The organism is Streptomyces sp. NPDC059851, from assembly GCF_042732005.1.
GTDB lineage: Bacteria > Actinomycetota > Actinomycetes > Streptomycetales > Streptomycetaceae > Streptomyces.
Window position 1 is genome coordinate 1 of sequence record NZ_JBHWJJ010000233.1, and the last position, 6,663, is coordinate 6,663.

Sequence of the window (6,663 nt, forward strand, 5' to 3'; positions counted from 1 at the left end):
GTAGAGGACGAGCGTGCTGTCCTCGGGCAGGGTGGTCCCGACGGTCTCGAAGGGCAGTCCGCCCAGGCCGAGCGGGGGGCCGGCCGGCAGGTCGGGGAAGGACACGGTGCCGTCCGGGTGGACCAGCGCCGGGGGGAGGTGGCCGGCGCGGGCCATGGTGCACTCGCGTGTCGTGGGGTCGTAGACGACGTACAGGCAGGTGGCGCCGACGATGCCGGTGCTGGCCGGCCCGTCCCCGCCGCCTTCCTCCCGGTCCAGGCGCACCAGGAGGTTGTCGAGGTGGGTGAGGAGCTCGTCGGGGGCGAGTTCCAGTTCGGCGAAGTTGCGCGCCGCGGTGCGCAGCCGGCCCATCGTGGCGGCGGCGTGCAGCCCGTGCCCGACGACGTCCCCGACGAGCAGGGCGACGCGGGTGCCGGAGAGGGGGATGACGTCGAACCAGTCGCCGCCCACTCCGGACTCGGCGGGCAGGTAGCGGTGGGCGACCTCGACGGCGCTCTGCTCGGGAAGGCCGCGTGGCAACAGGCTCCGCTGGAGCGCCAGGGCCAGGTTGTGCTCGCGGGTGTAGCGGCGGGCGTTGTCGATGCACAGGGCGGCGCGGGCCGCGAGTTCCTGGGCGAGCCGGCTGTCGTCCTCTCCGAAGGGCGGCGAGTCCGCCGACCGGTAGAAGCTCGCGATGCCCAGCAACAGGCCGCGGGCGAGCAACGGGACGCAGACGAGGGAGTGCACCTCGTGGGCGAGGATGCGCCGGGCCCGCGCGGGGTTCTGGGTGATCCAGCCGACGGCGGAGGCGAGGTCGCGCTCCACTACCGGCTGCCCGCTCGCCAGGCACCGCATGTGCGGGGTGCCGGGGTGCAGGTCCAGCCGTTCGCCCACCGGGTCGAAGAGGGCGTCGCCGTGGACGCCGTGGACCACCAGGCGCTGGAGGTCGCCCCCGGGGTCCAGGGACTCGTCGCCGCGGAGCACGGGCTCGGGCACGTCGATGGTGACGTGGTCGGCCAGCCGCGGCACCGCCGTCTCCGCGAGCTCCCGGGCGGTGCGGGTCACGTCCAGGGTGGTGCCGATGCGGGTACTGGCCTCGGCCAGCAGTTCCAGCCGGCGGCGGGCCGCGACCGCGTACTTCCCGACCTCCGGCTCGCCGACGAGCACCAGCCCCCTGACCGTGCCGCTGCGGCGGGGGCCTTCGCGGCCGGGCCCGTCGGGGCCCGGGCCGTCGCCGCCGACCGGTGCCGCGGGGCCGGTGGCCTGCGCGAGGGGGCCGGGCGGCGGTCCGGTCCGGTGCCCGGCGGGACGGGGCGGTCCGTGGTGCGGCGGGGCGGCGGCGAGGTGGTGCACGGGCAGGGCGTCCCCGGAGAGGACGGCCTCGACGACGACGCCCTCCACCCCGGCGCTGCTCGTGACGGGATTGCTGAAGAGGGTCACGCCGCGGCCGTGGGGCAGGGGCACCTCGACGGAGGCCCGCTGGGCCGAGGAGATCAGCTCGGTGGCCCTCTCCTTGAGGATCAGCTGGTCGTGCGCGTCGAGCGCGCCGTCCGACACCTCGTCCAGCCCGAGCGACACCCCGTTGCCGACCGTCCCGCTCCGCGTGCGCTCCCGGGCGTCGAGGTACGTGCGCAGCAGCCCCCGCTCCCGCGCCGAGCTCTGCTCCATCAGCCGCCGCTCGATGGTCGCGGCGGCCCGGCGGACCAGCACGGGCAGTGCCGGGTCCTCGTAGGAGTGCGGGTACCCGAAGCAGAGGACGCCCACGACGCACCCGCTGAGCTGGTCGCGGATGGGGGTGGCGGAGCAGGCGTTCGTTTGGGAGCGTTCGGCGAAGTGCTCGGCGCCGTAGACCCGGACGAGCCGGCGCTCGGCGAGCGCGAGGCCGATGCCGTTGGTCCCCGCGAACCGCTCGGCGAAGACGAAGCCGGGCACGGTCTGGATGGGCGGCAGGCTGTGGGCCAGCGAGGGCTCCCCGAAGCGGCGCTGGAGGACCGTCCCGTTCCCGTCGGCGAGGCAGACGTTCATCCGGCTGCCCGCGAACCGGGACGCCAGCTGGTCGAGCACGGGTGCGGCAGCACGGACGAGCTGGCTGTCCGGATCGAAATCGTCCCGGAAGGGGAGCTCGGTCTGGTCGGGCGAGAGCCCCAGCAGCCGGCAGCGCTCCCACGAGCTCAGAATCGCGCTGCGCACTCCGCCCTCGACGGGCTCGCCCAGCAGGAACCGCTCACGGGAGCGTGCGGGGCCGATCTGGTCTCCCGTGACCCCCATCTGCATCACTTCCCTCGGCCGGGTGCCGACCCGTACAGGATGCTTGCAACGCGCCAGTGCATTTTGAGTATATTCCCGCTGATTCACCCGGAATGCGGTTGCGGGGCGGCGTCACGCCCCGCCGCAAGTCCGTCACAGGACCGCCACCGGATCGACGGGCGACCCGGTCCCGCCGGGCACGTTCAACGGCGCCACGACGATCATGAACTCGTGGCGCCCCGCCCCGGCGCAGGCAGCGGCGAGCGCCTCCAGATCCAGGTTGTCCAGCAACGGCACCCCCATCGCGGCGACGGCGAGGGCATGGACGGGGGAGTGGACGCCTTCGACCGGCGACGGTCGCAGGTCGCTGTCCCCGTCGCCGCCCAGCAGGCTCACGGCACGCTCGGCCAGCAGCGGGACCGCGTCCACGTGGAAGCCCGCGCTCGCCGCGGCGACGTCCCAGGGGCCGAGCTCCCGGCGGCGGCGGAACCGGCCGGAGCGGAGCAGTACGGCACTGCCCTCGTCGATCCGCACACCGAGTGCCGCCTCGGTGGCGAGCACGTCCCGGGCCCGGACCGCGTGCCCGGGCTCCAGCCAGTCCACCCCTAGGACGGCGGGCAGGTCGAGGAGCACGCCCTTGGCGACCAGGGGGCCGAGGGCCGCCACCGCGCCGAATCGCGCACCGCCGGCGTCCACGACCTCCCGGGCCGGACGCCCCTCGTAGAGCAGCCCCCGGTAGGCGACGTGTGACAGCGCGTCGAGGTGGCTCACGGCCTTGCCGTGGTAGTCGACGCCGAGGAAGTCCTTGTGCGTCGCGGGTTCGGGGGGCTCCACGTCCCCGAGATCGGACATGTAGTGCAGCGCGGGCTTGTCGTTGTCGGGCCCCGGCCGGGTGTTCCAGGGCAGCCCCAGGCGCACCACCGTTCCGGAGCGGACCAGTGCGGCGGCCCGCCGCACCCCGTCCGGGGTGACCCGGTTCCAGGCGCCGCGGTCCGCTTCGGCCCAACGGCCCCAGGTCCGCACCGCGGCGAAGAGGGCGTCGAACTCGCGGCGGGAGACCCGCGGGCCGGAACCGGGCCCGCCGCCGGTCCCGGGGTCCGACCCGGGACCGTCAGTCGGATCGGGGTCGGCAGCAGGTTCGTGCCCCGGGCTTGCGGGCGGAGACGGCGTCGGAGGTTCGTCCGGGCGGCTGGTGCTCATCCGTACTGCTCTCCAGGCTCGGCGGATACGGCCCCCCGGCGAGGCGGGGCCCGGCACCGGAGCCCCGACGCCCGCACACAAGCCCATGCCCGCCCGCCGCGGTTCCTACGCGCCGCCCGAGCGGCGGCGACTGGCAGCCATCCGCTGGGGCGAGGCAGGCTTGAGCCATGAGGGCGCTCTTCCACTTGCCCGCGGTACCGGGAGCCGGCGGTCACCACCAGCTCTTCTTCGGGCTCGCGCAATGCGTGCCCTTCGTGATCGCGCTCGCGGTGCTCGCCGTCGAGTTCACGCCCGCGCACGTCATCTACACCGGACCGGTCCTGGTGGCGACGCCGGCCCTGGCCGCGGTGACCATGGGCCCGGTGGGCACGCTCGCCGCGGTGCTGCTCGCCGTCGGCGTGAGCGTGGCCACCGCCACCTACAACCAGGCCTGGGGCAGCCAGCAGGTCTACACCAACTTCCTGGCCCTGTTCCTCGTATCGCTCGCGGGCTTCACCACGAGCCGCGCCGCACGCAGGCGCCAGGAGAACGAGCTCAACCGGGTCCGCCGCATCGCAGCGGCCGCGCAAGAGGTCCTGCTACGGCCCGTACCGGACCGGCTCGGCCCGGTACGGGCCGCCAGCCTCTACCTGGCGGCCGAGCAGGGCGCACAGATCGGCGGCGACCTGTACGACGCCGTCCAGACCCGCTACGGGGTCCGGATGATCGTGGGCGACGTCCGGGGCAAGGGGCTGCCCGCCGTACGGGCCGCCGCCGTCGTCCTGGGCGCGTTCCGGGAGGCCGTGCACTACGAGGACGAGCTCGTCGAGGTCATGAACCACTGCGGTGAGGCCCTGCGCCGCGACGCCGCCGTGGCGGGCGCGTCCGCCGGGGACGGCCTCCTGGAGTCGTTCGTCACCGCGGTCGTGGCCCAGGTACGGGACGGCCCCGTCGTCGAGGTGGTCAACCGCGGCCACCCGCCCCCGCTGCTGCTGAGCCACGGCGAGGTCCGCGCCCTGACGCCCGCGGCCCCGCTGCCGCCGCTCGGCCTGGAGGAGTTCATCACCGACCCCCCCGCCGAAGCGGACAGCTACCCGTTCGAGCCCGGGGACCGGCTGCTGCTGCACACCGACGGCGTCATCGAAGCCCGCGACCGCGACAACGCCTTCTTCGCCCTCCCCGAGGCGATGGAGGCGATGCACGACCGCCCCGGGCAGGAGTTCCTGGACGGCCTGCACCAGGGACTGGTCCGCCACACCCAGGGCTGCCTCGCCGACGACGTGGCGGTCATCCTCGTCGACCGGATCGGCGTGGAGCCCGCTGCGGACGCGTCCACCGAGGAGGAGGCAGGTGTGGCACGATCGTCCGGGTGACCGGAAGATCCGACGCAGCACCCGCGCAGCACCTGCGCGACCTCGCCCTGCTTCGCCGCGTCCGTGACCGGATCGACCGCGAGTACGCGCAGCCGCTGGACGTGGAGGCCCTCGCCCGCGGCGTGCACATGTCGGCGGGGCACCTCAGCCGTGCGTTCAAGCGGGCCTACGGCGAGTCCCCGTACGGCTATCTCATGACACGGCGCATCGAGCGTGCGATGGCCCTGCTGCGCCGCGGAGACCTCAGCGTCACCGAGGTCTGCTTCGCGGTCGGCTGCTCGTCCCTGGGCACCTTCAGCACGCGCTTCACCGAGCTGGTCGGCATGCCGCCCAGCGCCTACCGGCGCGAGGCGGCGGGCGCGACGGAGGGCATCCCGTCGTGCGTGGCGAAGCAGGTCACCAGACCGGTCAGGAATCGAGAAGCACGGGCCGGGGACCGCGGCTAGCGTGACGGTCATGGACATCAGGATTCACGCGAGCTTCCTCCCGCACGACGACCCGGACGCATCCCTGGCCTTCTACCGCGACACCCTCGGCTTCGAGGTCCGCAAGGACGTCGGATACGGCGGCATGCGCTGGATCACCGTCGGTCCCCCGGACCAGTCGGGCACCTCCATCGTCCTGCACCCCCCGGCCGCCGACCCGGGCGTCACCGAGGACGAGCGCCGCACCGTCACCGAGATGATGGCCAAGGGCACCTACGCCGGCATCCTCCTGGCCACCGCCGACGTCGACGGCACCTTCGAGCGCGTGGCCGCCGACGGCGCCGAGGTCGTCCAGGAGCCGACCGACCAGCCGTACGGCATCCGCGACTGCGCGTTCCGCGATCCCGCGGGCAACCTGATCCGCATCCAGGAACTGCCCTGACGCGGTCCGGAACCGCCCAGACCGTTCGACCGGGCCGGCCGGCCCCACAGATGGAGACGACCGAGAGCATGGCCACGAGCAAGAACCCGCAGCCGCCCGCGCAGCACACCGCCGACAGTCATGACCTGATCAGGGTGGTCGGCGCGCGGGAGAACAACCTCAAGGACATCAGCATCGAGATCCCGAAGCGCCGGCTGACGGTGTTCACCGGCGTCTCCGGCTCCGGCAAGAGCTCGCTGGTCTTCGACACGATCGCCGCCGAGTCGCAGCGGCTGATCAACGAGACGTACAGCGCCTTCGTCCAGGGCTTCATGCCCACCCTCGCCCGACCCGAGGTCGACGTCCTCGACGGCCTGACCACCGCGATCACCGTCGACCAGCAGCGCATGGGCGGCGACCCCCGCTCCACCGTCGGCACCGCCACCGACGCCAACGCGATGCTGCGCATCCTCTTCAGCCGGCTCGGCGTGCCGCACATCGGCCCGCCCAGCGCGTACTCGTTCAACACCGCCTCGATCCGGGCCAGCGGCGGGCTCACCGTCGACCGCGGCGCCGGCAAGACCAAGACCGTGAAGGCGACCTACGAGCGCACCGGCGGCATGTGCACCCGCTGCGAAGGGCGCGGTACGGTCTCCGACATCGACCTCACGCAGCTCTACGACGACTCCAAGTCGATCGCCGAGGGCGCGTTCACCATCCCCGGCTGGAAGTCGGACAACGTGTGGACCGTGGGGATCTACGCCGGGTCGGGCTTCCTCGACCCGAACAAGCCGATCCGCCGGTTCACGAAGCAGGAGATGCAGGACTTCCTCTACCGCGAGCCGACGAAGGTGAAGGTCAACGGCGTCAACCTCACCTACGAAGGACTGATCCCCAAGATCCAGAAGTCGTTCCTGTCCAAGGACAAAGAGGCGATGCAGCCGCACGTCCGGGCCTTCGTGGAGCGGGCGGTCACCTTCACCACCTGCCCCGAGTGCGACGGCACCCGGCTCAGCGAGGGCGCCCGCTCGTCGAAGAT

General features: G+C 73.3%; 5 protein-coding genes and 1 pseudogene. 4 read left to right on the forward strand and 2 right to left on the reverse strand.

Translation table 11 applies throughout. The features are described 5' to 3' along the window. Both ACFV7Q_RS37925 and ACFV7Q_RS37930 read right to left on the reverse strand, forming a co-directional pair. The coding region (locus ACFV7Q_RS37925) for a SpoIIE family protein phosphatase (protein ID WP_385435502.1) at positions 1 to 2,247 on the reverse strand (2,247 nt) is incomplete at its 3' end. A 132-nt stretch (positions 2,248 to 2,379) separates the two neighbouring features. Beyond that, positions 2,380 to 3,426, reverse strand: coding sequence for a cyclase family protein (locus tag ACFV7Q_RS37930; RefSeq protein ID WP_385435503.1), 1,047 nt, complete (start codon positions 3,424 to 3,426; stop codon positions 2,380 to 2,382). A 167-nt stretch (positions 3,427 to 3,593) separates the two neighbouring features. Here ACFV7Q_RS37930 and ACFV7Q_RS37935 point away from each other — a divergent pair, with 167 nt between their 5' ends. The 4 genes and pseudogenes from ACFV7Q_RS37935 to ACFV7Q_RS37950 all read left to right on the forward strand — a co-directional run. Then, positions 3,594 to 4,778: a PP2C family protein-serine/threonine phosphatase gene (locus ACFV7Q_RS37935; RefSeq protein WP_385435504.1), complete on the forward strand. Its 1,185-nt coding sequence runs from the start codon at positions 3,594 to 3,596 to the stop codon at positions 4,776 to 4,778. Next, a complete protein-coding gene (locus tag ACFV7Q_RS37940; protein WP_385435505.1) occupies positions 4,775 to 5,224 on the forward strand; it encodes a helix-turn-helix transcriptional regulator in 450 nt (149 codons plus the stop codon). Before ACFV7Q_RS37935 ends, ACFV7Q_RS37940 begins: the two co-directional genes overlap by 4 nt. 10 nt (positions 5,225 to 5,234) lie before the next feature. After that, positions 5,235 to 5,645, forward strand: a complete 411-nt coding sequence (locus tag ACFV7Q_RS37945; RefSeq protein ID WP_385435506.1) for a VOC family protein — start codon at positions 5,235 to 5,237, stop codon at positions 5,643 to 5,645. A gap of 68 nt (positions 5,646 to 5,713) precedes the next feature. Continuing rightward, positions 5,714 to 6,663 (forward strand): annotated as a pseudogene (locus tag ACFV7Q_RS37950) (excinuclease ABC subunit UvrA); the annotation flags it as partial.

Coding starts and splice junctions, on each gene's coding strand:
- ACFV7Q_RS37945 (WP_385435506.1), top strand. CDS start 5,235: ATGGACATCAGGATTCACGCGAGCTTCCTCCCGCACGACGACCCGGAC.
- ACFV7Q_RS37930 (WP_385435503.1), bottom strand. CDS start 3,426: ATGAGCACCAGCCGCCCGGACGAACCTCCGACGCCGTCTCCGCCCGCA.
- ACFV7Q_RS37935 (WP_385435504.1), top strand. CDS start 3,594: ATGAGGGCGCTCTTCCACTTGCCCGCGGTACCGGGAGCCGGCGGTCAC.